The organism is Aureimonas sp. Leaf427, from assembly GCF_001425485.1.
GTDB lineage: Bacteria > Pseudomonadota > Alphaproteobacteria > Rhizobiales > Rhizobiaceae > Plantimonas.
Genome location: NZ_LMQW01000023.1, coordinates 177,816 through 202,378, shown reverse-complemented (window position 1 = coordinate 202,378; position 24,563 = coordinate 177,816). Strand labels below are relative to the sequence as shown.

Annotated in this window: 22 protein-coding genes and 1 tRNA gene; 13 read left to right on the top strand and 10 right to left on the bottom strand. The window is 64.4% G+C overall.

The window, feature by feature from the left end:
• Window positions 1–16: 16 nt before the first annotated feature.
• Complete coding sequence (parE, locus tag ASG62_RS14300) at window positions 17–2,050, bottom strand: DNA topoisomerase IV subunit B (RefSeq protein ID WP_056691544.1); 2,034 nt, start codon at window positions 2,048–2,050, stop codon at window positions 17–19.
• 225 nt (window positions 2,051–2,275) lie between these two features.
• On the opposite strand from parE, the gene ASG62_RS14295 reads away from it, so the two are divergent.
• Window positions 2,276–3,154 (top strand): alpha/beta hydrolase family protein, encoded by an 879-nt coding sequence (locus tag ASG62_RS14295; protein WP_056691541.1) that lies wholly within the window; start codon window positions 2,276–2,278, stop codon window positions 3,152–3,154.
• 184 nt (window positions 3,155–3,338) lie between these two features.
• On the opposite strand, the gene glnA is transcribed toward ASG62_RS14295, so the two are convergent.
• Both glnA and ASG62_RS14285 read right to left on the bottom strand, forming a co-directional pair.
• Entirely contained in the window at window positions 3,339–4,748 is a 1,410-nt protein-coding gene (gene glnA, locus ASG62_RS14290) for a type I glutamate--ammonia ligase (protein ID WP_056691537.1), read from the bottom strand.
• Between the two features lie 49 nt (window positions 4,749–4,797).
• A complete protein-coding gene (locus ASG62_RS14285; RefSeq protein ID WP_056691534.1) occupies window positions 4,798–5,136 on the bottom strand; it encodes a P-II family nitrogen regulator in 339 nt (112 codons plus the stop codon).
• Window positions 5,137–5,426: 290 nt separating this feature from the next.
• Between ASG62_RS14285 and ASG62_RS14280 the strand changes: the two genes are divergently transcribed.
• Window positions 5,427–6,926 (top strand): bifunctional ADP-dependent NAD(P)H-hydrate dehydratase/NAD(P)H-hydrate epimerase, encoded by a 1,500-nt coding sequence (locus ASG62_RS14280; RefSeq protein WP_056692183.1) that lies wholly within the window; start codon window positions 5,427–5,429, stop codon window positions 6,924–6,926.
• A 47-nt stretch (window positions 6,927–6,973) separates the two neighbouring features.
• Here the strand turns inward: ASG62_RS14280 and ASG62_RS14275 are convergent, their stop codons facing one another.
• Both ASG62_RS14275 and uvrA read right to left on the bottom strand, forming a co-directional pair.
• Window positions 6,974–7,786: a DUF72 domain-containing protein gene (locus ASG62_RS14275; protein WP_056692180.1), complete on the bottom strand. Its 813-nt coding sequence runs from the start codon at window positions 7,784–7,786 to the stop codon at window positions 6,974–6,976.
• A 43-nt stretch (window positions 7,787–7,829) separates the two neighbouring features.
• Window positions 7,830–10,712 carry an excinuclease ABC subunit UvrA gene (gene uvrA / locus ASG62_RS14270; protein WP_056691531.1) on the bottom strand — a complete coding sequence of 961 codons (2,883 nt, stop codon included), beginning with the start codon at window positions 10,710–10,712 and terminating at the stop codon, window positions 7,830–7,832.
• Between uvrA and ASG62_RS27400 the strand changes: the two genes are divergently transcribed.
• A complete protein-coding gene (locus ASG62_RS27400; protein ID WP_210168398.1) occupies window positions 10,687–10,872 on the top strand; it encodes a hypothetical protein in 186 nt (61 codons plus the stop codon). The two genes, uvrA and ASG62_RS27400, sit on opposite strands and share 26 nt — an antisense overlap.
• A 215-nt stretch (window positions 10,873–11,087) precedes the next feature.
• The gene (ssb, locus tag ASG62_RS14265) at window positions 11,088–11,645 is read left to right on the top strand and encodes a single-stranded DNA-binding protein (RefSeq protein ID WP_056691529.1); all 558 of its coding nucleotides are present in this window, start codon (window positions 11,088–11,090) and stop codon (window positions 11,643–11,645) included.
• Between the two features lie 123 nt (window positions 11,646–11,768).
• Here the strand turns inward: ssb and ASG62_RS14260 are convergent, their stop codons facing one another.
• Complete coding sequence (locus ASG62_RS14260) at window positions 11,769–13,109, bottom strand: MFS transporter (RefSeq protein ID WP_056691526.1); 1,341 nt, start codon at window positions 13,107–13,109, stop codon at window positions 11,769–11,771.
• A 221-nt stretch (window positions 13,110–13,330) separates the two neighbouring features.
• On the opposite strand from ASG62_RS14260, the gene cyoA reads away from it, so the two are divergent.
• From cyoA to ASG62_RS14215, 9 genes are all read left to right on the top strand, one after another.
• Window positions 13,331–14,596 (top strand): ubiquinol oxidase subunit II, encoded by a 1,266-nt coding sequence (gene cyoA, locus ASG62_RS14255; protein ID WP_056692177.1) that lies wholly within the window; start codon window positions 13,331–13,333, stop codon window positions 14,594–14,596.
• A 38-nt stretch (window positions 14,597–14,634) separates the two neighbouring features.
• Window positions 14,635–16,641, top strand: coding sequence for a cytochrome o ubiquinol oxidase subunit I (gene cyoB, locus ASG62_RS14250; RefSeq protein ID WP_056691523.1), 2,007 nt, complete (start codon window positions 14,635–14,637; stop codon window positions 16,639–16,641).
• Window positions 16,642–16,644: 3 nt separating this feature from the next.
• A complete protein-coding gene (gene cyoC, locus ASG62_RS14245) occupies window positions 16,645–17,280 on the top strand; it encodes a cytochrome o ubiquinol oxidase subunit III (protein ID WP_056691519.1) in 636 nt (211 codons plus the stop codon).
• Window positions 17,280–17,723 (top strand): cytochrome o ubiquinol oxidase subunit IV, encoded by a 444-nt coding sequence (cyoD, locus tag ASG62_RS14240; protein ID WP_056692174.1) that lies wholly within the window; start codon window positions 17,280–17,282, stop codon window positions 17,721–17,723. The genes cyoC and cyoD overlap by 1 nt, the downstream gene beginning before the upstream one ends.
• Window positions 17,720–18,541 carry an SURF1 family protein gene (locus tag ASG62_RS14235; RefSeq protein ID WP_413814209.1) on the top strand — a complete coding sequence of 274 codons (822 nt, stop codon included), beginning with the start codon at window positions 17,720–17,722 and terminating at the stop codon, window positions 18,539–18,541. The genes cyoD and ASG62_RS14235 overlap by 4 nt, the downstream gene beginning before the upstream one ends.
• A complete protein-coding gene (locus tag ASG62_RS14230; RefSeq protein WP_082537036.1) occupies window positions 18,538–19,935 on the top strand; it encodes an ATP-binding protein in 1,398 nt (465 codons plus the stop codon). The genes ASG62_RS14235 and ASG62_RS14230 overlap by 4 nt, the downstream gene beginning before the upstream one ends.
• Window positions 19,910–20,458, top strand: a complete 549-nt coding sequence (locus ASG62_RS14225) for a response regulator transcription factor (RefSeq protein ID WP_056692166.1) — start codon at window positions 19,910–19,912, stop codon at window positions 20,456–20,458. The genes ASG62_RS14230 and ASG62_RS14225 overlap by 26 nt, the downstream gene beginning before the upstream one ends.
• Window positions 20,459–20,834: 376 nt before the next feature.
• The gene (locus ASG62_RS14220; protein ID WP_156385343.1) at window positions 20,835–21,242 is read left to right on the top strand and encodes a hypothetical protein; all 408 of its coding nucleotides are present in this window, start codon (window positions 20,835–20,837) and stop codon (window positions 21,240–21,242) included.
• Between the two features lie 48 nt (window positions 21,243–21,290).
• Complete coding sequence (locus ASG62_RS14215) at window positions 21,291–21,671, top strand: hypothetical protein (protein WP_057180455.1); 381 nt, start codon at window positions 21,291–21,293, stop codon at window positions 21,669–21,671.
• A gap of 1 nt (window position 21,672) precedes the next feature.
• Here ASG62_RS14215 and ASG62_RS26510 read toward each other — a convergent pair whose 3' ends face one another.
• From ASG62_RS26510 to ASG62_RS14200, 4 genes are all read right to left on the bottom strand, one after another.
• Window positions 21,673–22,425 (bottom strand): hypothetical protein, encoded by a 753-nt coding sequence (locus ASG62_RS26510; RefSeq protein ID WP_156382150.1) that lies wholly within the window; start codon window positions 22,423–22,425, stop codon window positions 21,673–21,675.
• Between the two features lie 235 nt (window positions 22,426–22,660).
• Window positions 22,661–22,750, bottom strand: a tRNA-Ser gene (locus ASG62_RS14210).
• Between the two features lie 80 nt (window positions 22,751–22,830).
• Entirely contained in the window at window positions 22,831–23,982 is a 1,152-nt protein-coding gene (locus ASG62_RS14205) for a tyrosine-type recombinase/integrase (protein WP_056691511.1), read from the bottom strand.
• On the bottom strand, window positions 23,979–24,470 hold the full coding sequence (locus ASG62_RS14200) for a hypothetical protein (protein ID WP_056691508.1): 492 nt from the start codon (window positions 24,468–24,470) through the stop codon (window positions 23,979–23,981). Before ASG62_RS14200 ends, ASG62_RS14205 begins: the two co-directional genes overlap by 4 nt.
• Window positions 24,471–24,563 lie beyond the last annotated feature (93 nt).

Here is a 24,563-nt window from a genome sequence, read left to right as displayed (position 1 = left end):
GCGCTTCGGCGAAGGGTCAGACGTCGAGATTGTCGGCGAAGGCCGCGCGTTCCTGGATGAAGCGGAAGCGCAGTTCCGGCCTGTTGCCCATCAGCGCGTCCACCGCGCCGGCGGTTCCCGCATCGGCGGCATCGTCGATGGCGACCTTCAGAAGCGTCCGCTTCTTCGGGTCCATGGTCGTTTCCTTGAGCTGCGAGGGCAGCATCTCGCCGAGGCCCTTGAAGCGGCTGACCTCGACCTTCCCCTTGCCCTTGAAGTCTCGCGCCATCAGGCGTTCGCGATCCTTGTCGTCGCGCGCATAGGCCACCTTGCCGCCCTGGCTCAGCCGGTAGAGCGGCGGCACGGCGAGGTGGAGATGGCCTTGGCGGATGAGGTCGGGCATCTCCTGGAAGAAGAAGGTGATGAGCAGCGAGGCGATGTGGGCACCGTCGACATCGGCGTCGGTCATGATGATCACGCGCTCGTAGCGCAGATCCTCCTCCCGGTATCGGTTCCGTGTGCCGCATCCGAGCGCCTGGATAAGGTCGGAAATTTGCTGGTTGGCGCCGAGCTTCTCGCGGCCCGCCGAGGCGACGTTGAGGATCTTGCCGCGCAGCGGGAGAATGGCCTGCCGGGCGCGATCGCGCGCCTGCTTGGCCGAGCCGCCGGCGGAGTCGCCCTCTACGATGAAGAGTTCGGCGCCCGCAGCGCCCGTCTGCGAACAGTCCGCCAGCTTGCCCGGCAGCCGCAGCTTGCGCGTCGCGCTCTTGCGGTTGACCTCTTTCTCCTGACGGCGACGGAGCCGCTCGTCGGCGCGGTCCACCACCCAGTCGATCAGGCGCGCGGCATCCTGCGGCGAGGAGGCGAGCCAGATGTCGAAACTGTCGCGGATCGAGGTCTCGACGATCCGCTGCGCCTCCGCCGTCGCCAGCCGATCCTTGGTCTGCCCCACGAATTCCGGCTCGCGAATGAAGACCGAGAGCATGGCGGAGGCCGTGATCATGATGTCTTCGGCGGTGACGACACTCGCCTTCTTGTTGCCCGAGACCTCGGCGAAGGCTTTCAAGCCGCGCAGAAGAACGTTGCGCAGGCCCGCTTCGTGTGTGCCGCCCTCAGGCGTCGGGATCGTGTTGCAGTAGGACCGCACGAACCCGTCGCCGCCGGTCCAGCTCACGGCCCACTCCACGGCGCCGTGGCCCGAGACCTTCTCCGTGCGCCCGGCGAAGGTTTGCGAAGTCACGCGCTGTTCGGAGCCGAGGGAGCCTTCCAGATAGTCCTTCAGCCCACCGGGAAAGTGGAAGGTGGCGCGCGCGGGCACCGGTCCATCCGCCTCGATCAGCGAGGGATCGCACATCCAGCGGATTTCGACGCCGCCGAAGAGATAGGCCTTCGACCGCGCCATGGAGAGAAGGCGGGCCGGCTCGAAGCGGGCCGTCTCGCCGAAGATCTGCGTGTCCGGCCAGAAGCGCACCTTCGTGCCCCGCCGGTTCTGCACCTCGCCGACCTCCTGGATCGGGCCCTGGGCATGACCGCGCTCGTAGACCTGGCGATAGAGGCGACGATTGCGGGCGACCTCGACCTCCAGCCGCGAGGAGAGGGCGTTGACCACGGAGACGCCGACGCCGTGCAGGCCGCCCGAGGTCTCGTAGACCTTCGAGTCGAACTTGCCGCCCGCATGCAGCGTGGTCATGATGACCTCGAGCGCCGACTTGTCCCGGTACTTCGGATGCGCATCGACGGGGATGCCGCGTCCGTTGTCGGTGACGGACAGCGATCCGTCGGCCTCCAGCGAGACCTCGATGAAATTGGCGTGTCCGGCGACGGCCTCGTCCATCGAATTGTCGATCACCTCGGCGAAGAGGTGGTGCATGGCCTTTTCGTCCGTGCCGCCGATATACATGCCCGGGCGCCGGCGAACGGGTTCGAGACCCTCCAGAACCTCGATGTCGGCCGCCGTATAGTCGGAGGCCGGAACGAAGGGAGCGGGTGCTGCGCGCGCCGTGGCCTTGGCCGCGCGGCCTGCCGGGCGAGGGGCCGGCGATGCGGGGGCGAAGAGGTCGGAATCGCTCATCGGGCGCGCGGCGCTCCGCCGCCCGTCCGCGTTTTGCCCGTCGTGGTGCCTGTCATCCAGCCGAATATCGCCATGGCTCTGGACTATACTTTCACGAAATGTTCTTCAAGCGGACCGTTCGGCGAAACGCCGGCTAAAGCGGGCTGGCTGCCGCATTTTCCCCATGCTGACGCGATCCGGCAACGATGCCGCCGCGCCGAAGAGATCGATCGGAGACCGGCGCCCATGCCGTTTCGCCCCTTTTTCGCGACGCTTCTGATTCTGCTGCTGGCATCCTCCGGCGTCCGGGCCGAGGGGCCGATCCCGCCCTTCAAGGACGATCTCTTCGCCTATCCAGGGCGGTCCGTCGAAAGCGCGGACGGCACGTCCGTCGAGGTCGACTATTCGGAAGCGCGCGACATCGACCAGCGCGACGAGGTGCCGGAGCGGCGGGTGAAGTCGACCTATGTCGATCTCAAACCCTTGCGCAGCCAAGGCGAGCAGGTGGTGGAGACGCCGGCGGGCCCGTTGAAGATCATGTCGACCGGCGCGGCGACTGGCGGCGGTCCGATCGTCCTCTTCATCCATGGACGCAACGGCGACCGCCGTCTCGGCATGAACGACCGGAGCTTCGGCGGAAACTTCAATCGGCTGAAGAACCTGATGCGGCTGTCGGACGGTCTCTATGTCACCGCCGATGCCGGCGCCTTCGGAGACGCGAACGCGGCCCGAATCGCCGCCTTGGTCGAAGCGCTCGGCCGCCATCGCCGGGGGCCGTCCGTCATCCTCGCCTGTGCCTCCATGGGCGGCGAGTTTTGCTGGGGCCTCCTCGGAAAGCCGGAGGTCGCAAACGCCGTGCGGGCCGTGGTCATGCTCTCGGCGAACAGTCCCGCCGCGAAGGTGGAGGCGATGCGGCGAGCGGGCGGCGAGCGCCGCATTCCGCTCCTGCTCGGTCATGGTACGCGCGACAAGGTCTTCGGCTGGGATCAGGCCCACTCGCTTTACGAGCGCCTGCAAGAGGCGGGTTATCCCGTCCGCTTCGTCTCGTTCAACGACGGAAACCACGGGACGCCGATCCGGATGATCGACTGGCGCACGGAGCTGAACTGGCTTCTGACGCACTGATACCAGCGGTTCTGGCAAAGGCCCGATGGTATCTCGCTGCAACCGGCGCGGCGGCGGCTGATGCCGCGGTGACGCTCTGACCATCGATGCGTCGAAGGTAAGGGCCGCTCTCGTATGTGTTGGGCCCACAAACGAAAACCCCCGCTTGCGCGGGGGTCTCCATGTCAGGTCGAGAGCGGAAGGCTCAGGACGAGTAGTACATGTCGAACTCGACCGGATGCGGCGTCATTTCGAAGCGCAGCACCTCGGTCATCTTCAGGTCGATGAACGAGTCGATCTGGTCGTCGTCGAAGACGCCGCCGGCCTTCAGGAACTCGCGGTCCGCGTCGAGCTGCTCCAGCGCTTCGCGCAGCGAGCGGCAGACGGTCGGGATCTGCTTCAGCTCTTCCGGCGGCAGGTCGTAGAGATCCTTGTCCATGGCTTCGCCCGGGTGGATCTTGTTCTTGATGCCGTCGAGGCCGGCCATCAGCATGGCGGCGAAGGCGAGGTAGGGGTTCGCCATCGCATCGGGGAAGCGGACCTCGACGCGCTTGGCCTTCGGCGACTGGCCGATCGGGATGCGGCAGGAAGCCGAGCGGTTGCGCGCGGAATAGGCGAGCAGGACCGGAGCCTCGTAGCCCGGGACCAGGCGCTTGAACGAGTTGGTCGAGGGATTGGTGAAGGCGTTCAGCGCCTTGGCGTGCTTGATGATGCCGCCGATGTAGAAGAGCGCGCTCTCCGAAAGGCCGGCATATTCGTTGCCCGCGAAGGTCGGCTTGCCGCCCTTCCAGATCGACTGGTGCACATGCATGCCCGAGCCGTTGTCGCCGAAGATCGGCTTTGGCATGAAGGTCGCGGTCTTGCCGTAGGCATTGGCGACCTGATGCGTCACGTACTTGTAGATCTGCATGTTGTCGGCGTTCTTCACGAGCGTGTCGAACTTCACGCCGAGCTCGTGCTGCGCCGCCGCCACTTCGTGGTGGTGCTTCTCGACCGTCACGCCCATCTCGGCCATGACCGTCAGCATTTCCGAACGGATGTCCTGGCAGCTGTCGATCGGGGGAACCGGGAAGTAGCCGCCCTTGACGCGCGGCCGATGGCCGAGATTGCCGGTCTCGTATTCGGCGTCGTCGTTGGAGGGAAGCTCGGTCGAATCCAGCTTGAAGCCCGTGTTGTAAGGGTCGGACTTGTAGCGGACGTCGTCGAAGATGAAGAACTCGGCCTCGGGGCCGAAATAGGCGGTGTCGCCGACGCCGGACTGCTTCAGATAGGCCTCGGCCTTCTTGGCGGTGCCGCGCGGGTCGCGATTGTAGGCCTCGCCGGAAATCGGATCGAGGATGTCGCAGACGAGAACCATCGTCGACTGCGCGAAGAACGGGTCCATGTGGACCGTTTCGGGGTCCGGCATGAGCACCATGTCGGACTCGTTGATCGCCTTCCAGCCGGCGATGGACGAGCCGTCGAACATCGTGCCTTCGGCGAACAGGTCCTCGTCCACCATAGTCTGGTCCATGGTGACATGCTGCAGCTTGCCGCGGGGGTCGGTGAAGCGCAGGTCGACGAACTTTACGTCGTTGTCCTTGATCTGCTTCAGGATATCGTTGGCCGACGTCATGACGGTCCTTTCGTTGGGATGCTGATGGTTGTCTTTGGGTCCGACGCCGTCAGATGGCGTCGTTGCCCGCTTCGCCCGTCCGGATGCGGATCGCTTCCTCGACGTTCGAAACGAAGATCTTGCCGTCGCCGATGCGCCCGGTCTGGGCGGCCTTGCGGATGGCCTCCACGGCCGCGGGGACCGCCTCGTCGGTGAGGACGATCTCGACCTTCACCTTCGGCAGGAAATCGACGACATATTCCGCGCCGCGATAGAGCTCCGTGTGACCCTTCTGCCGGCCGAAGCCCTTGGCTTCCGTCACGGTGATACCCTGGAGCCCGACCTCCTGAAGCGCTTCCTTCACCTCATCGAGCTTGAAGGGCTTGATGATCGCTTCGACCTTCTTCATCGAAATTCCTTCTGACGCTGTCCCGTCGCACGATGCAACCTACGTCTTGCCGGATAGAGGACCAATGGCCCCACCCCGGCATATCGATGCGACGAGCTGCCTCCCGCGTCCGCTTCGCGAACACCCGACCTTACCCGTGTCATGTGCCCGTTTCGCGACGGGATGAGCAAGCGGGGTTGGCTAGAAATCGTGCGAAGACCTTCGGTTTTTATCGATCGCCTGCGTTCATGGACGCTCCCTGAACAAACAATCGGCAGCGCCGGAGTCGGATGATGAAAATGGATGCGAACATGACCGCCCTCCTGACGCCCCGCGAGATGGCAGAAGCCGACCGCCTAACGATCGCAACGCGAACGAGCGGATGGACGCTCATGCAGCGCGCGGGGCAGGGGATCTTCGACCATCTGAAGCTCGCCTTCGCGGACGCCCGGCGCATCGCGATCCTCGCCGGCCCCGGCAACAACGGCGGCGACGCCTATGTCGCGGCCGGTCTCCTCGCAGCCGCCGGGCGCGAGACGCAGATTTTCACCGCCGTTCCCGTCGAAAACCTCTCCGGCGATGCTGCCTTGGCGGCCCGCAGCTTCGGTGGCCCGCGCCGACCGATCGAGGATTTCGATGCTGCGGGCTTCGACCTCGTGCTCGACGGTCTCTACGGCGCCGGTCTGTCCCGAGCCGTCGAAGGCCCGGAGGCAAGGGCGATCGAGGCGGCGAACGCTTCCGGCCTTCCGATCGTCGCGATCGATCTGCCGAGCGGCATATCGGGTTCGAGCGGCGCCGCGCTCGGCCCCGCCATCTCGGCCGCTCTCACCGTCACCTTCTTCCGCCGCAAGCCGGGCCATCTCCTCCAATCCGGGCGATCCCATTGCGGGCGCGTCGCCGTCGTCGATATCGGGATCGATCCGGGTGTCCTCGACGTCATCGCGCCCAAGAGCTTTGCGAACGAGCCGAAGCTTTGGGAGGGCTGTTTTCCGCGTCCAGCCGACATCGGCCACAAGTTCGATCGAGGTCATGCCGTCGTCTTCTCGGGCTCGGCGACGAAGACCGGCGCCGCCCGCCTTTCGGCGCTGGCGGCTCTGCGGGTTGGCGCCGGCCTCGTGACGCTCGCCTCGCCCCCGTCCGCCCTCATGGTCAACGCCGCTCATCTGACCGCGATCATGCTGAAGCGCTGTTCCGTTCCGGACGATCTCGGCGACCTCCTTGCCGACCCGCGTCTCGGCACGTTCGTGCTCGGACCCGGCTTCGGCATCGGCGAGCCGGCAAGAACCGTCGCTGCCGCCATCGTCGAGGCGCATCGCGCGCTGGTGCTCGACGCGGACGGCATCACCTCCTTCGCGGACGAGCCCGAACAGCTCTTCCACCTGATCGCCGCCAACGCGGGCGACGTTTTCCTGACGCCCCATGCCGGCGAGTTCTCCCGCCTCTTCCCCGATATCGCGGCAAATCGGGACCTCTCCAAGCTCGAACGCGCCCGCCATGCCGCGCTTCGGTCCGGGGCGGTCGTGGTGCTCAAGGGATCGGATACGGTGATCGCGTCCCCGGACGGCCGAGCCGCCATCAACGCGACCGGCACGCCCTATCTGGCGACCGCCGGCAGCGGCGACGTGCTCTCCGGCCTGATCGCAGGCCTGCGGTCCCAGGCGATGCCCTCCTTCGAGGCCGCCTGCGCCGGCGTCTGGATGCACGGCCGGGCAGCCGAGCATTTCGGTCCAGGCCTCATCGCGGAAGACCTGCCCGGTCTCGTCCCGGCAGTCCTTGCCGAGCTGCTGCGCCCGCTGAGCGGAGCGCGGTAGCTCGACGGTCCCGTGCGAGGTCGCCCTTCGACGAGCTCGTTGTCGGCCTATTCGGCCGCAGCCAGACGTTTCGCCAATCCCATAGCGCCCTGCGGGGCCCGCAGCTTTCCCTCGTGGATGACATAGGCGAAGACGTCGCGCGGGCTCTTCGGCGCGGGCTCGTCCGGGGCGACGAGGGGCAGGTCGTCCGGGCGCCCGCCCGCGGCCCAGGTCCGAAACCGCTGCGCCCAGGTATCGAGAACCTCGGGCGCATAGGCTTCGGGCTCTTCGTCCCTGCCGCGCTGAAGCCTGCTGTAGACGAAGTCGGCCGTCACGTCCGAGATTTCGGGATAGGTCTCGTGCTCCGCATGGACGATCGCGACCCGATGCTCGCGCGCGAGAGCGACGAAAGACGGATCGAGGAAGCTCTCGTGCCGAACCTCCACGGCATGGCGAAGCGCGATACCGCCCGCCTTAGCCGGCAAGAGCGCGAGAAAGGCGCCAAAATCGTCGGGATCGAACCGCTTGGTCGGCATGAACTGCCAGAGGATCGGCCCCAATTTCTCGCCGAGTTCCGCGATCCCCGACGCGACGAAGCGCTCGACCGAGTCCGCGCCTTCGCCGAGCAATTTGCGATTGGTCGAAAAGCGCGGCGCCTTCAGCGAGAACACGAAGCCGTCAGGCGCTTCGCTCGCCCATTTGGCGAAGGTTTCCGGCGTCTGCGATCGGTAATAGGTGCCGTTCACCTCGATCGTCGCGAGTTGCCGCGACGCGAATTCCAGCTGCCGCTTCTTCGGCAGATCGCCCGGATAGAAGGTTCCTTCCCACGGCTCGAAGGTCCAGCCGCCGATACCCGTCCTGATCGTCCCCTGTGCCGGCATCGTCATCCCCTGATCCGCTTCCAGCCGCAACGGCCCCCGCCCATCATTCCGCCGCCTGCCGCTTTTCCGCGGGCCGACGGTCCAGAAGATCCTTCAGGAAGCGACCGGTCCAGGAGCGATCAACCTTCACGATGGCCTCGGGCGTGCCGATCGCCACAATCTCGCCGCCGCCGTCACCGCCCTCGGGACCGATGTCGACTACCCAGTCGGCCGTCTTGATGACCTCCAGATTGTGCTCGATGACGATGACGCTATTGCCCTGGTCGACCAGTTCGTGGAGCACTTCCAGAAGCTTGGCGACGTCGTGGAAGTGGAGGCCCGTCGTCGGCTCGTCGAGGATGTAGAGCGTCTTGCCCGTTGCCTTGCGCGACAGTTCCTTGGCCAGCTTCACGCGCTGGGCCTCGCCGCCGGAAAGCGTCGTCGCCTGCTGTCCGACCTTGATGTAGCCGAGGCCGACATCGAGCAGCGATGCCAGCTTGTCGCGCACGGGCGGCACGGCGGAGAAGAAGGACACGCCCTCTTCGACCGTCATGTCCAAGACATCCGCGATCGACTTCTCCTTGAACGTCACCTCCAGCGTCTCGCGATTGTAGCGCTTGCCGTGGCAGACGTCGCAGGTGACGTAGACGTCGGGCAGGAAGTGCATTTCGATCTTGATGACGCCGTCGCCCTGGCAGGCCTCGCAGCGTCCGCCCTTCACGTTGAAGGAGAAGCGGCCGGGCAGATAGCCGCGTGCCTTCGCTTCCGGCAGGCCCGCGAACCAGTCCCGGATCGGCGTGAAGGCCCCCGTATAGGTGGCGGGATTGGAGCGCGGCGTTCGCCCGATCGGCGACTGGTCGATGTCGATGACCTTGTCGAGCAGCTCCAGACCCTCGATCCGGTCGTGCTCGGCGGGAACGTCGCGCGCATTGCCGATGCGGCGCGCGGCCGCCTTGAAGAGCGTCTCGATCAGGAAGGTCGACTTGCCGCCGCCGGACACGCCGGTGACGCAGGCGAAGACGCCGAGCGGGATTTCCGCCGTCACGTTCTTGAGGTTGTTGCCCCGCGCGCCGACGACCTTCAGCCGCTTGCCCTTCTCCGCCTTGCGGCGCTTTTCCGGCACGGGAACGCCGAGCGTGCCGGACAGATACTGGCCCGTCAGCGATCTGGGATGCGCCTTGATGTCGTCGGGCGTGCCCGATGCGATGATCTCGCCGCCATGGATGCCGGCGGCCGGGCCGATATCGACGACGAAATCGGCCTGAAGGATCGCGTCCTCGTCGTGCTCGACGACGATCACCGTGTTCCCGATGTCGCGCAGATGCTTCAGCGTGACGAGAAGGCGGGCATTGTCGCGCTGGTGGAGACCGATCGAGGGCTCGTCCAGCACGTAGAGCACGCCCGTCAGCCCCGAGCCGATCTGGGAAGCGAGGCGAATGCGCTGCGATTCGCCGCCCGACAGCGTTCCCGAGGAGCGGGACAGTGTGAGATATTCGAGGCCCACGTCGTTCAGGAACCGCAGCCGGTCGCGAATTTCCTTGAGGATGCGGACGGCGATGGAGTTCTGCTTCTCGTTCAGCTGGCTCGGCAGAGCCTCGAACCATTCGAGCGCGGCGCGGATCGAAAGCTCCGTGACCTCGCCGACGTGTCGGCCCGCGATCTTGACGGCAAGCGCCTCCGGCTTCAGCCGATAGCCCCTGCAGGCCGGGCAGGGCGTCGCCGACATGAAGCGCCCGATTTCCTCGCGCATCCAGTCGGAATCGGTTTCCTTCCAGCGACGCTCGAGATTCGGCACGACGCCCTCGAACGTCTTGGACGCCTTGTAGGCGCGCAGGCCGTCATTGTACTGAAACTCGATCTTCGTGCTGCCCGTGCCGTTCAGAATGGCGTCCTTGGCCTTGTCCGGCAGGTCGGACCAGCGCTGGCTCTGCTTGAACCCGTATTGGCGCCCGAGCGCTTCGAGCGTCTGCCCGTAATAGGGCGAGGTCGACTTCGCCCAGGGCGCGACCGCACCCGCCTTCAGGGTGAGGGCCTCGTCGGGGACGACGAGCTTTGGATCGATCGACTGCCGCGAACCGAGCCCGTCGCATGTGGGGCACGCGCCGAACGGATTGTTGAAGGAAAACAGCCGCGGCTCGATCTCTGAAATCGTGAAGCCGGAGACGGGGCAGGCGAACTTTTCCGAAAAGAGAAGCTGCTTGGGCTTGCCGTTCTCGTCGAGCCCTTCCGCGAACTCCGCGACCGCGATGCCGTCCGCGAGCCCGAGCGCCGTCTGCAGCGAGTCGGCAAGGCGTGGCGCGATATCGGCGCGCACGACGAGACGGTCGACCACGACGTCGATGTCGTGCTTGAACTTCTTGTCGAGCACCGGCGCGTCCGCGATGTCGTGGAACTCGCCGTTGATGCGGACGCGCTGGAAGCCCTTCTTCTGAAGCTCCAGCAGTTCCTTCTTGAACTCGCCCTTCCGCCCGCGAACCATGGGCGCGAGGAGATAGAGGCGCGTGCCGTCCTCCTGCGCCATGATGCGATCGACCATCTGGCTGATCGTCTGGCTCTCGATGGGCAGGCCCGTCGCCGGCGAATAGGGAATGCCGACGCGCGCGAAGAGAAGGCGCAGATAGTCGTAGATCTCGGTGACGGTGCCGACCGTCGAGCGCGGATTCTTCGAGGTCGTCTTCTGCTCGATGGAAATGGCGGGCGACAGGCCGTCGATCTGATCGACGTCCGGCTTCTGCATCATTTCCAGAAATTGGCGCGCATAGGCCGAGAGACTCTCGACATAACGACGCTGGCCTTCGGCATAGATCGTGTCGAAGGCGAGCGACGACTTGCCCGAGCCGGAAAGTCCGGTCATCACGATCAAGCTGTCTCTGGGAAGGTCGATATCGACGTTCTTCAGATTGTGCTCGCGCGCGCCGCGAATGGAAATCATTTTCGCTTCGGCCATCGTCCGCCTGTCGATCGAGCTTGTCCAGTATTCGGCCGCCGGAGCCGGACTCTCGGGTCCAGGCCGCGCCGCCAACCGCTTAGATAAAGATGCTCTCGCTCAAGTCGAGGTCGTCCATCCGCCGATTGCCGACTTGACGCAGCGGCAAAATCGAACATAACCGGAACATGGAGGCGCGGCAAGCGCCTTCCGACGCCGCTGGAACCCACGGATCGGCGAGGTCTGTGGATAAGGCGGGCCGGGGAGGCGCCGAGCCGGTGAATGCTTTAAGGTCGCCGCAAGACGAGCCGCACAAGCGGCGGTTTCGACGTGTCCTGAGGCTGGCTGGGCCGGACCGAGGGCACGATAGCGCTCGATGATCGAAGGAATGGTGCCATGGCTGGCAGTGTGAACAAGGTGATCCTGGTCGGAAATCTCGGAGCCGATCCCGAGGTGCGGCGGCTGAATTCTGGCGACGCGGTCGTCAATCTCCGGCTCGCCACGACGGAAAGCTGGCGCGACAAGGCCTCCGGCGAGCGCAAGGAGAAGACCGAGTGGCACAACGTCGTCATCTTCAACGAGAACCTCGTGAAGGTGGCCGAGCAGTACCTGAAGAAGGGCTCGACGGTCTACATCGAGGGCCAGCTCCAGACGCGCTCCTGGGATGACCAGTCCGGGCAGAAGAAATATACGACCGAAGTCGTTCTCCAGCGCTTCCGCGGCGAGCTTCAGATGCTCGGCGGACGGGGTGACGGCGGCGGTGCGGGCGGTGGCAGCGGTGGCGGCGACGACTACGATCGCGGCCCGCGTGGCGGCGGCGGCGGTGCCGGCGGCTCGCGCTCCGGCGGCTTTGGCGGCGGCGGCTCGCGTGGCGGCGGCGGCGGCGGGCGTCCGTCGGGCGACGATTACGGCGGCGGCTCGTCCCGCGATCTCGACGACGAGATTCCGTTCTGACGAACGACGTCCGTCTCCCATGCTCGGCAAGCGTTCGCGAGCCGAGCACCTGAAACGACAACGGGTCCGGATGTTGCCATCCGAACCCGTTTTTCTTTGTCCGTTGAGTTCCGCGCAGGGCGGTCAGGAGGCTCCGGAGTCCCGCAGTCCCATGCGCTTGTTGTAGGCGAGGGCGGCCAGCGTGCAGGCGGCACCCGAGAAGAGATAGACGCCGACCGCGACGAGCCCGAACTGCGAGGAGAAGCCGAGCGCCACGAGCGGCGCGAAACCGGCGCCGAGAAGCCAGGCGAGATCGGCGGTGAGGGCCGAGCCCGTATAGCGGTTCTGCGACGAGAAGTTCGACGCGACGGAGCCCGCGGCCTGTCCATGGGCGAAGCCGAGAAGCGCGAAGCCGATATAGACGAAGGCCGTCTGCCCCTCGGACCCGCCGCCGAGCAGGAAGGGCGTGGCGATCGAGAAGACCGCGATCGCCACGGCGCAGATGCCGAGCAGCGTGCGGCGGCCGATCTTGTCGGCAACGATGCCCGACAGCGCCGTGCAGACGAGGCAGAGGGCCGCGCCGCCCATCTGCGTGATCAGGAATTCGCCGGTGGAACGGTCGGAGAAGATGTCGATGTAGGAAAGCGGGAAGATCGTGACGAGATGGAAGAGCGCGAATCCCGCCAGCGGCACGAAGGCGCCGAGAAGGATAGCGCGTCCCTGCTCGCGCAGGAGTTCGAAGACGCGCACCGGCTTCAGGTCGCGGCTGTCGAAGAGCTGCACGAACTCTTCCGTCGCGATCAGGCGAAGCCGGGCGAAGAGCGCGACGACGTTGATCGTGAAGGCGACGAAGAACGGATAGCGCCAGCCCCAGTCGAGGAAGTCGGCCGTCGAGAGGTTGAGGACGAAGAAGGCGAAGAGGGCGCTCGCGACGAAGAAGCCGATCGGCCCGCCCATCTGCGGCAGCATGGCGTACCAGCCGCGCTTCGATTCCGGCACGTTCAGCGCGAGAAGGGACGCCAGACCGTCCCAGGCCCCGCCGAGCGCGAAGCCCTGGCCGGCGCGGAAGACGACGAGCGCCAGGATTGACCAGGCCCCGATCGTCTCGTAGCCGGGCAGGAAGGCGATCGCCGCGGTCGAGCCGCCGAGAAGGAAGAGCGCGATGGTCAGCTTCACGCCGCGTCCGTGCCGCCGGTCCACCTCCATGAAGAGCACCGTGCCGATCGGCCGCACGATGAAGGCCAGACCGAAGATCGCGAAGGAGTAGAGCGTGCCCGTCAGCTGGTCGACGAAGGGGAAGACGAGCGCGGGAAACACGAGAATGCAGGCGATGCCGTAGACGAAGAAGTCGAAGGCCTCCGACGCGCGGCCGATGACGACGCCGATCGCGATCTCCGCCGGCGACACATGGCCGTCGGACGAGACCTTCCTGGCATCGTCCTCCATGCTGCTCGACGAGGCCATCTCTTGAGTGGTCGAGGCCATACCCGCATCCTTCTGCCGTTCCGGCCTGCCGGGTCCGATGTTGCATCGCCACCGCGGCATCCTGTCGTTTATCGAATAAGGTGCGGGACGGGGTTGCGTCAAACGCCTATGGGTTGGACAAAACGTCCACTCCCATTATCGCTCCCGCCCTCGTACATGGCGGATATCGCACTGCAATAGAGAGGGTCGTCTTGCGCGCGAACGTCCTGCGCATCCTCGGGATGCTTTCCCTTCTCGGCCTCCTCGGCGGCTGCAACATGGTGGTCATGAGCCCTTCGGGCGACGTGGCGGACCAGCAGCGCGACCTCATCGTCGCCTCCACGCTCCTGATGCTGATCATCATCATCCCGGTAATAGCGGCCACGCTGCTTTTCGCCTGGCGCTACCGCGCGTCCAACAAGGCGGCGACCTATGATCCGGACTGGCACCATTCCACGGGCCTGGAAGTCCTGATCTGGACCGCTCCGCTGATGATCATCATCGCGCTCGGCGCGCTGACCTGGATTTCGACGCATCTGCTCGATCCCTACCGTCCGATCGAGCGGCTCGATGCCGCGCGTCCGGTCACCGCGGACATGAAGCCGCTGACGGTCGAGGTCGTCGCGCTCGATTGGAAGTGGATGTTCTTCTATCCCGAGCTCGGCATCGCGACGGTCAACGAGCTCGCCGCGCCCGTCGACCGGCCGATCGCCTTCAAGCTGACCTCGGCCGCGATCATGAACTCCTTCTACGTGCCCGCGCTGGCCGGCCAGATCTACGCGATGCCGGGCATGGAGACCAAGCTCCATGCCGTGATCAACCAGCCCGGCGTCTATGACGGTTTCTCGGCCAACTACAGCGGCTCGGGCTTCTCGAAGATGCGCTTCAAGTTCCATGGCCTCGACACGGCGGGCTTCGACGCCTGGGTCGCCAAGGTGAAGGCGGAGGGCCAGCCGCTCGATCGCGCCCGCTATCTCGAGGTCGAGAAGCCGAGCGAGGCCGAGCCGGTTCATTATTACGCCTCGGTCGAAAACGGCCTCTACGAGGCCATCCTCGGCATGTGCGTCGAGCCCGGCAAGATGTGCATGCACGAGATGATGATGATCGACGCCAAGGGCGGCGTCGCGGAAGGGCACGAGGCCAATCGCGAGCGGCTGGTCCACGACCGGACCGGATCGCACGAAGGCTTCGGCTATGGCTCCGGCCACAAGTCGGAGGAAGCGCCCGGCGCGACCTTCCCGGCCTCCGGCCGCGATGCGAGGTCGGACGAGCAACCCGAGGGCATGCAGCCGGACGAGGGCGGCCCCGCCAAGGCGCCGGCAGGCGGCTCGGGCCAGAACGGCACCCATGTCATGCCCTCCGGCGAGACCATGCCCGGCATGTCGCACGAGAGCATGCCTGGAATGAACCACGACGCGCCGGCCGAAGCGCCAGCGAGCGAAGGCGCCGAGCCCTCGACGGAAACGGGCTCATCCTCGCCCGCGCCCGACCAGCTGAACCAGCGTTAAGTCGCCCGAACCGGCATCGACAGAAGAACGGACGCAATATGTTCGCCAACACGGATCTCCAGCAGCTCATCTTCGGGCGTCTGACGCTCGACGCGATCCCCCTTCATGATCCGATCCTCCTGGTCACCTTCGCCGTCGTCGCCCTCGGCGGCATCGCGGTGCTGGGTGCGCTCACCTATTTCCGGCTCTGGGGCTATCTCTGGACCGAATGGTTCACGAGCGTCGATCACAAGAAGATCGGCATCATGTACATCGTTCTGGCGCTCGTCATGCTGATGCGTGGCTTCGCGGACGCCCTGATGATGCGCGCCCAGCAGGCCATGGCCTTCGGTCAGGTCGAGGGCTTTCTTCCGCCGCACCACTACGACCAGATCTTCACCGCCCATGGCGTGATCATGATCTTCTTCGTCGCCATGCCCTTCGTCACCGGCCTGATGAACTTCGTCGTGCCGCTGCAGATCGGCGCGCGGGACGTGGCCTTTCCCTTCCTGAACAACTTCTCGTTCTGGATGACGGCGGCCGGTGCCGTGACGGTGATGATGTCGCTCTTCGTCGGCGAGTTCGCGCGCACGGGTTGGCTCGCCTATCCGCCGCTTTCGGGGGCGGCCTATAGTCCGGGCGTCGGCGTCGACTACTACATCTGGGCGCTGCAGATCGCGGGCGTCGGCACGCTTCTGTCGGGCATCAATCTCGTCGTCACCATCGTGAAGATGCGCGCGCCCGGCATGTCCATGATGAAGATGCCCGTCTTCACCTGGACCTCGCTCTGCACGAACGTGCTCATCGTGGCGGCCTTCCCGATCCTCACCGCCGTCATGGCGCTGCTCTCGCTCGACCGCTACGTCGGCACGAACTTCTTCACGAACGATCTCGGCGGCAATCCGATGATGTACGTGAACCTCATCTGGATCTGGGGCCATCCCGAGGTCTACATCCTCATCCTGCCCGCCTTCGGCGTCTTTTCCGAAGTCGTGTCGACCTTCTCGGGCAAGCGTCTCTTCGGCTACGCCTCGATGGTCTACGCGACCGTCGTCATCACGATCCTGTCCTACCTCGTCTGGCTCCACCACTTCTTCACGATGGGGTCGGGCGCGAGCGTGAACTCGTTCTTCGGCATCACGACGATGATCATCTCGATCCCGACGGGCGCCAAGATCTTCAACTGGCTGTTCACGATGTACCGGGGCCGCATCCGCTTCGAAGTGCCGATGCTCTGGACGATCGGGTTCATGGTGACCTTCACCATCGGCGGCATGACGGGCGTCCTGCTCGCCGTTCCGCCCGCCGACTTCGTGCTTCACAATTCGCTCTTCCTCATTGCCCACTTCCACAACGTCATCATCGGCGGCGTGCTGTTCGGCATGTTCGCGGGCACCGTCTACTGGTTCCCCAAGGCCTTCGGCTTCAAGCTCGATCCGTTCTGGAGCAAGGTCAGCTTCTGGTTCTGGCTGACCGGCTTCTGGTTCGCCTTCGCGCCGCTCTACATTCTCGGCCTGATGGGCGTGACGCGCCGCATGCAGCATTTCGACGATCCCTCGCTGCAGATCTTCTTCGTCATCGCGGCCTTCGGCGCCTTCCTGGTGCTGCTCGGCATCGCGGCCTTCCTGATGTCGATCGTCATGGCCTTCATCAAGCGCGACGAGCTGGCCGACCTTACCGGCGACCCCTGGAACGGGCGCACCTTGGAATGGTCCACCTCCTCGCCTCCGCCGGCCTACAACTTCGCCTTCACGCCCATGATCCATGATCTCGACGCCTTCTCCGACATGAAGAAGCGGGGCTACAAGCGGCCGCTGGAGGGCTTCCAGGCCATCCATATGCCGAAGAACACCGGCGCCGGCGTCGTCCTCGCCGCCCTCAGCGTCGCCTTCGGCTTCGCCATGATCTGGTACATCTGGTGGCTGGCGGCCCTGTCGTTCCTGGCGATCGTCGTCGGCGCGATCATCCACAGCTTCAACTACAACCGGGACTTCCACATCCCGGCGGCGGAGGTCGCGACGGCGGAAGACCGGCGCACGCGCACCATCCTCGCGGCGGGGGTCTGATCCATGGCGAACGCATCCCACGCCGCGGTGGCCGCGACCCCCGATCAGGAGCTGAAGTTCTACGTCGCCGAGGAGGACGGGCACGCCGAAGGCGGCACGATGCTCGGCTTCTGGATCTACCTGATGAGCGACTGCCTCATCTTCGCGGTCCTCTTCGCCTGCTACGGCGTCTACGGCCGGTCCTACGCGGCAGGCCCGACGCCGGCCGATCTCTTCGACCTGCCGCTCGTGGCGCTGAACACGGCCATGCTGCTCTTCTCCTCCATCACCTATGGCTTCGCCATGCTGGAGATGGAGAAGGAGCGCAAAGCCGCGGTGCTGAAATGGCTGGCGATCACCGGCCTCTTCGGAGCCGCCTTCCTCTGCATCGAGCTCTACGAGTTCTCGCACCTCATCGCGGAGGGCGCCGGTCCGCAGCGCTCGGCCTTCCTCTCGGCCTTCTTCACGCTGGTCGGCACGCACGGGCTTCACGTCACCTTTGGCATGATCTGGCTCGTCGTCCTGATGGTCCAGGTCGCCTCGAAGGGCCTGCGTCCCGAGAACAAGCGGCGCCTCCTGTGCCTCTCGCTCTTCTGGCATTTCCTCGACGTCATCTGGATCGGCGTCTTCTCCTTCGTCTATCTCCTGGGGGTCCTGTGATGAGCGCCAAGGCTACGTCCCACCAGACCGCGACCACGGCCGCCGGCAGCGCCGATGTCCACGTCCTGCACAACGAGCATCAGGTCGGCCACGGCACGAAGAAGGATTACCTGACCGGCTTCGTGCTGGCCGTGATACTGACCGTCATCCCGTTCGCCGTCGTCATGGGCGACGTGTTCTCGAACCGGAACGTCACGGTCTTCATCGTGATGGGCCTCGCCGTCGTGCAGATCGTCGTGCACATGATCTACTTCCTGCACATGAACACGAAGTCGGAAGGCGGCTGGAACATGCTCGCCCTGATCTTCACGCTCGTGCTCGTCGTGATCACGATCGCGGGCTCGCTCTGGGTCATGTACCACCTCAACACCAACATGATGCTGATGCCGGACAGCGAGACGATGGGCACGATGCCCGGCCACGACATGAGCCAGATGCCGTGAACGGGACGGGCGACGCGCAGGACGTGTCGCCGCCGCCGGTCCGCGAGCGGCGGCGCTCCCGCGCGGCGCTCGCGGTTCTGGCCTCCGCGAGCCTCGTCGTGTTCCTGGCGCTTCTCGGCCTCGGCACATGGCAGGTCCAGCGGCTCGCCTGGAAGACCGACCTCGTCGCCCGCGTCGATGCGCGGTTGTCCGCCGAGCCGGTCGAGGCGCCGGGCCCGGCCGCCTGGACCGAGCTTTCGGAGCCCGGCGACGCCTACCGCCGAGTCCGCGCGACCGGCACCTTTCTCAACGATCGCGAAACGCTCGTCCAGGCGCTGACGACCTATGGGTCCGGCTACTGGGTGATGACGCCGCTGCGGCGCGACGACGGCTCCATCCTCCTCGTCAATCGCGGCTTCGTGCCTCTCGATCGGCGCGATCGGGAAGGCCGCACGGCAGGAAGTCTCGGCGGAACGCAGACCGTGTCCGGCCTTCTTCGCATGAGCGAGCCCGGCGGCGGTTTCCTGCGGGCGAACGATCCGGCGGGCGATCGGTGGTACTCGCGCGATGTCGCCGCCATCGCCGCGTCCCGTCTGCCCGGCGAGGCCGTCGCGCCCTACTTCGTCGACGCGGACGCCACGCCCAACCCCGGCGGCCTGCCCGTCGGCGGCCTGACGGTCGTCTCCTTTCGCAACCACCATCTCGTCTACGCGCTGACCTGGTACGGTCTTGCCGCTCTCCTCGCCGGCGCGATGATCTGGGTCCTGCGCGACGAGCGACGCCGCGCCGGCTTTTCATCCGGCAAGATATCGAGGCCCGCCGGGGAGGGCGGTCGATGACGGCGGCGGAGGGGCGCATCCCCGGCTGGCCGGGCAGCCTCGTGCGTTTCCTCGCCCGCGAGCGGCGGAATTTCGCGCCGGCCGCGCCGATCGACCATGCGGGCCGCAAGAACCTTCTCCTCCTCATCCAGCTTCGCTGGATCGCGGTGGCCGGGCAGATCGCGTCGATCCTGATCGTGCGCTACGGTTTGGGGACCGCTTTGCCGGTGATGGAGATGGCCGGCGTGATCGGCGCGCTCATCTCGCTCAATCTCGTCAGCCTCCTGCGCCTCTACCGGCGCGTCCGGGTGACGAATGTCGAGCTGTTCGCCGGGCTGGTCTTCGACGTCACGGCGCTCACCCTGCAGCTCTATCTCAGCGGCGGCGCCGACAATCCGTTCGCGCCGCTCTATCTTCTGCAGGTCACGGTCGGCGCGGTGCTCCTCGAAGCCTGGTCGACCGCCGCGCTGCTCGGCTTCGCGATCGTCTGCTTAGCGGCGCTGACGCGGTTTCATCGCCCGCTGAACCTTGTGGGCGACGAGGGCGCCGTGATCGACCCGCAGTCGCTCGGTCTCCTCGTCTGCTTCGTCATCAACGCGGTCCTCCTCGTCGTCTTCGTCACGCGAATCAACCGCAACGCGCGCGAGCGCGATCAGCGCCTGGCCTTCCTGCGCCAGCGGGCGGCGGAGGAGGACCACATCGTTCGCATGGGGCTTCTCGCCTCCGGCGCCGCCCACGAGCTGGGCACGCCGCTCTCGACGCTCTCCATCATCCTCGGCGATTGGCAGCGCATGCCGCAGCTGACCGAAGATCCCGAACTCTCCGGCGAGATCGCCTCGATGCGGGCGGAGGTCGCGCGCTGCAAGGCGATCGTGACGAACGTTCTCCTGGCGGCCGGCGAGGCGCGCGGCGAATCGGCGGCGGTCACGACGCTCTTCGCCTTCATCGACGGTCTCGCCGCGGATTGGAAAGCCACGCGCCCGCAGGCCCATCTCGCCTACGAGAATCTCTGCGAGGACGATGTGCCGATCGTCTCGGAATCGACGCTGCGGCAGGGCGTCTTCAACGTCCTCGACAACGCCTTCGAGGTCTCGCCGCACTGGCTGCGCTTCACGGCCTCCTGCGAGAGCGGGACCCTGGTCCTGCGGGTGACGGACCAGGGGCCGGGTTTCGCGCCGGAGCTTCTGTCCGAGATCGGCCGGCCCTATCGCTCGACCAAGGACCGGCCCGCCAGCGGCCTCGGGCTGTTCCTCGTCTTCAACGTGGTGCGCAAGCTCGGCGGAACGGTCGCGGCGCGAAACAGGGCGGCCGGCGGCGCCGAGATCGAGATGCGTCTGCCGCTCGCCTCGCTGCTGATCGAGGACGCGGAGGAGGAGGAGATCGATGACCATGCCGACGACGACACCGACGACTGAGAAAAGCCTCGTCGTCGTCGACGACGACGCGGTCTTCGCCGCCTCGCTGAAGCGCTCCTTCGAGCGGCGCGGCTACCGCGTGGAGGTTGCGGTCTCCCCGGCCGAGCTCGAGGCCCTCCTGGAGCGGCAGACACCCGGCTATGCGGTCGTCGATCTGAAGCTTGCCAATGCCAGCGGGCTCGACTGCGTCCGCCGCCTCCATGCGCATGACCGGGCCATGCTGATCGTCGTCCTCACCGGCTTTGCCAGTATTGCGACAGCGGTCGAGGCGATCAAGCTCGGCGCCTGCCACTACCTCGCCAAGCCCTCCAACACCGACGACATCGAAGCGGCCTTCTTTAAGGCCGAGGGCGACGTTCGCGTGCCCCTGACGGAGCGGCCGACCTCGATCAAGACGCTGGAATGGGAGCACATCCACGAAGTGCTCGTCGAAACCGACTTCAACATCTCCGAAGCCGCCCGCCGCCTCGGCATGCACCGCCGAACGCTCGCCCGAAAGCTGGAAAAGCGTCAGGTGAAGTGACGGAAACGGGCTCGGCCTTGAATGGTGCCGATCTGGATCGCAGGCGACGACGTCCAATTGAAGTCTAAATTTGCAATGTTTCAGGTCGGGCCGCGCCCGACGAAGACGACCATGACACGACCACGATCATTTGAGGATGATATCGATTTTCCCTATTTGAGATCATCGACGGGTTTCGGCGATATGAGGCAACGGGCGGCAGACGTCTGTTCGCCTCGCCGGGCCTATGCCGGTCGCGTGAAGGCTCGGCGTGCTGACCGGCTTGGCGCACTGGACCGATTTCCAGAACACGATCGCATCCGTGCTCACACAGACGCGGCTTCTTCGGAATGTCGAGAAGGGATGGCCGGCATTGGCCGCCAAAGAGCGGGCGTGGATGTCCTTCGTTGGCGTCGACGAAGCGCAGTGGTCGCGGGTTGCGGATCAAGTGAAGCGCTACGGGTTCGACGAGAACGGCGTTCCGGTCGCGAACACCGAGGCATGGACGGACCAGACCGCCAAGCGGATCTTCTATGCCGCGGTGCTGAAGGACGTTCGCTCGACGATCGTTGCGAAGGGCGTGGCCGACGTGCCCGTGTTCGCGCACAAGCCGATCGGCCGGGCACTCCTGCAATTCAAGACGTTCTCGCTTGCCTCGAACCAGCGCGTCTTGATGCGCGGCCTGCAGGAGGACAAGTCGAACCTCGTCGGTGGGATCGTCGCGATGACAGCCATGGGCGCCTTCACCTACTGGCTGAAGCAGATGGAGGCCGGCCGCGATGTCTCGTCGAACCCCGGCACCTAGATCGCGGAAGGGCTCGACCGCTCCGGCATCTTCGCGCTTGGCTTCGAGGTGAACAACGCTTTCGAGAAGGCCGGAGCGCCGGGCGTCTACTCGCTCATGTCGATGGCGGGGCGGCAGGTCGCGCCGGGCGCCGACGCTCGTCAGCCGGCATCGAGGTTCGCGACGCGCGGCGTGGTGGATGGGTTCCTTGGGCCGACGTTCGGCTTGGCGACCGACGCGGTTGCGGCCGGCAGCATCCCACTCCGGGGCGCGTCGGCAGCGCTCGGCGGTCAGCCGGCGGACGTCACGCCTTCAGACATCGCGACCGTGCGCCGGCTCGCACCGTTTGCGTCGCTGCCTTACTGGCGATGGCTGATCGATGGCGGATTTGGGTTCGACTACGGAGCGGTGTCGGCGCTGAAGGAGGCGGTGAGGTTAGGCAGTAACTGAACTATGCAGCTAGAAATCCGCTTAACGCTCCAATGATGAAACCGCTACCGGTCTTGACGAGATCCACTGCAAAAACTCGCGTTGTGTCACTCTTTGTCAAAACAGCGACAAGCAACATTGAGAAAAAGAATATGATGAATACAGCCGTAAATAACAAAACTAGCAGTGTCTTCGTTGCTTCTTTTCCCGGAAGTATATCAAGCCCTTGTGCGGACGCGGGTGATATAATTGATATACTGCTCAATACGGCATCAATTGCTCTAAATAAATCGTAACCGTATAAATTAATTATATAGTTTGATGTGAATATTGCGTATATTAGCGCAATTATTCCGACTATCCATCCAAATAGTAATGATCGTCTTTTATCTTTCTGATTTCCACGCCAAGCAGCGAGCATTTTTTTAGAAGCGTCTAGCTGTCTCTCCGTATTTTGGAGAACTAACTTAGTATCTTCTTCAGTGTCAGAGTCGATAAGCTTATTCATCTTTTCGGCAAGAACGTCAAATTGCGCTTTAACCTGCACCAACCGTTCGCGAAATTCAATCGTCTTCGCAGTTTCCCCCGTTTGCTCAAGCATCTCGGAAAGGGTTTTTTCTGCGTTCTCTAATTCGATTCTGCCGGCGCGGGTTTTATCTATCATTTCCGCCCTGGCAATTTCTTTTTCCCTAATAACCGCCAGTAGGATTTGTTTATTTTTTTCTAGATCTTCTGTGCTCTCGACTAGCTCTTCAATTAATTTCGAAGTATTCACTGGTTTCCAGGCCTTTGAGATTGAATGCGGAAATTCTAACGCAGCTACGGGTCGATTTTCAGCAAAGCGAACTGTTATCCATCAGCTGCTGTCCCTCCGTATCATGGCAGGAAGCGGCCGGTAGGGAAGGGCGGAAGCCAGTTTTACCGTCGCAATTAGTCTCATAAACGATGGCGGGCTGGTTGGCGGGTATGAACGAAAAAGCCGCAAAAATCTTAACGTTTTCAGCGGCTTATGGCGGATGGGGTGGGATTCGAACCCACGAGACGGTTTCCCGCCCGCCGGTTTTCAAGACCGGTGCCTTCAACCGCTCGGCCACCCATCCGGGGCTTGATATCGTTAGCGAAATTGGATTGGCGATGTGCCCAATTTGGGCCGTTGCTACCATTTTGCTACCGAACGGTCTTACGCCTGGGGCTTTACCGCCCGACGGATCGCGGCGTCAACCTGTTCCGCAGCATCAGCACCCATTCCCGGCATCACATGCGAATACGTGTCGAGCGTGATGGCAATCGTGGAATGGCCCAGCCGCTCTTGCGCAACCTTCGGATGGACGCCGGCAGCGAGCATCTGCGTGGCGTGGCTGTGCCGTAGATCGTGGAAGCGGATGCGCTCCAGAGAGGTCTTCGCCAAGACGCGGGTCCACTCATGGCTAAGCGAACGGGGCTGTAGAGGCTTACCGTCGATCTGTGCGACAACGAAGGATCGCTCGTCCGGCCGGATGCCGAGCTTCAGCTGCTCCTCGGCCTGCGCAGCCCTGTGCCGGCGGAGCTCGTCCATGACGGTCGAAGATAGATCGACGGTTCGCGATCGGCCCGTCTTCGTCTCCTTGTTCCGAACGGCGCCGAGCGTTTGCTCCGCGGTCTCGGTGACGGCAATTCTTCGATTTGCGAAGTCGATGCTCTGCCAGCGGAGGGCGATGATCTCGCCGCGTCTGAGGCCACACATGACCGCCAGCAGCACCGGCACGAAGATGCGAGAGCCCCGGATGGCGTCGAGCAGCTCGGCCGTCGTTCCGGCTCCATAGGCCTTCATGGCCTTGCGCTCGACCTTCGGTGGCTTGGAGAGCGTCGCCGGGTTCTTCGCCAGGATCTCCCAAACGACAGCCTGGTTCAATGCCTTGATCAACACGCGCCGCATGTGATGGACGGTGCGCGGGGAGAGCCCGCCTTTCCCATCGCGCCTGCCCGACGCGAGTGCCTTCGTCCACGCCCCGTCGATCGCCTCCGGCTTCAGCTTCGCCAGCGTCGTCCTACCGAGAAGGGGCACGATGTTCTTGCGGGCGATCTCGGCATAGCGCTCGAGCGTCTTCGGCGCCACGTTGGACGCCTCTTGTTCAAGCCAGCGTTCTAGGAACTCGCCGACGGTGATCTTCGTCGGCTCGGTGTATCCGCCATGCTTGATCGACGTGACGATCCGCGCGCATTCCTCCTGCGCTTGGCGCTTCGTGCCGGCGAAGCTGTGCCACTTCCGGCGGCGTTCGCCAGTCTCCGGATCATGGACGTCAACGATGATGGCCCACTTGCCGGGGGAGCGTTCGCGGATGGAGCCCTTCATTTATGAACCTCCTTTTTAGCTCGGCCCTTTTCGATAAGAACTCTGAATTTGCTGAAGGCTTCCTCTAATTCATCGGCCCTGTTCAGTAGTTCATTCATCTGACCAGGTTCGCGGAAAGTAGTTGCCTTCTGAAAGCTATCTCTTATGGTTTGCGATATATCATGCACGAAATCGTTCGAACGCATGTACGCCTTTATTAAAGTCATAAAGAACGTCTGCATCTGTTCTTTTGAGGGCGCCGCGCCCGCGCCCTTGATTATATCTTGAGCGTCCTCTGCAAGCGATTTCTCTGCTTCATCCATAATGCCTTCAAGACGACTGATGTTGATATCGACTTGAAGGCCAATCTGGCAGAGGCGGCGGACAGCTTCGGAGCGTGACTCCACACGATTGGCAAACCGCCAATCGTCGATCGCTTTCAACTCCTCATCGCTGATCTTCAGCTGAAGTCTCTGCGTATCGCCTTCACCGAGCTTGGGTCTTGCCACGGATGCGCTCCTGGGTTTCGTGACAAAAGTTAGTACGAAACGATTGCCTTCGATTCAAATCGTGATAACGTCAGCACGTTACTCACAGAACGA